This is a genomic window from Streptomyces millisiae (assembly GCF_031845425.1).
GTDB lineage: Bacteria > Actinomycetota > Actinomycetes > Streptomycetales > Streptomycetaceae > Streptomyces > Streptomyces millisiae.
The window spans coordinates 1-416 of the sequence record NZ_JAVREM010000379.1 but is presented as its reverse complement, the minus strand read 5'-3'; the positions used below and the strand labels follow the sequence as shown (position 1 = coordinate 416).

1 protein-coding gene is annotated in these 416 nt (G+C 64.7%); it reads left to right on the top strand.

The window, feature by feature from the left end; translation table 11 throughout:
* Positions 1-43: 43 nt before the first annotated feature.
* On the top strand, positions 44-416 hold a 373-nt coding region (locus RNC47_RS37175; protein ID WP_311605292.1), incomplete at its 3' end, for a hypothetical protein.

Below are 416 nucleotides of genomic sequence, written 5' to 3'. Positions count from 1 at the left end.
CGTACTATCTGCGCGAAACCCGCGGCGTGAACAGGTCACGCCGATGAGCGTCCTCATCGGCGGCGAGTCTTCACGCGCAGCCGGCACCGGTCGAGGGCGCGCCGACTGGTCGTCGAAACACGCCGAGTTCAGCGAGCGCTTCTCAGCACTGCGCGCACAGGTCGTCGGTGTCTTGGGCATCGAGGGGCCGCCAGGACTAGAAGCCGATTCTCCGGCACAGGCTGGCGAGGTGATCTCGGATTTCTCGAGGCTGTGTGCGCTGCGTATGCGCGCGGTGCCTAGTTCGGACACCGAGACCGAACGACAGTTGTACACCTTGCTATTGAGGCTGCAGCAGTTGGCCATGGACTGGTATCTGTTCGAGACCGGCGTGCGCAGCCAGCGCCTGGCCGACTGCGCAGTGAGCCTCAACAGGC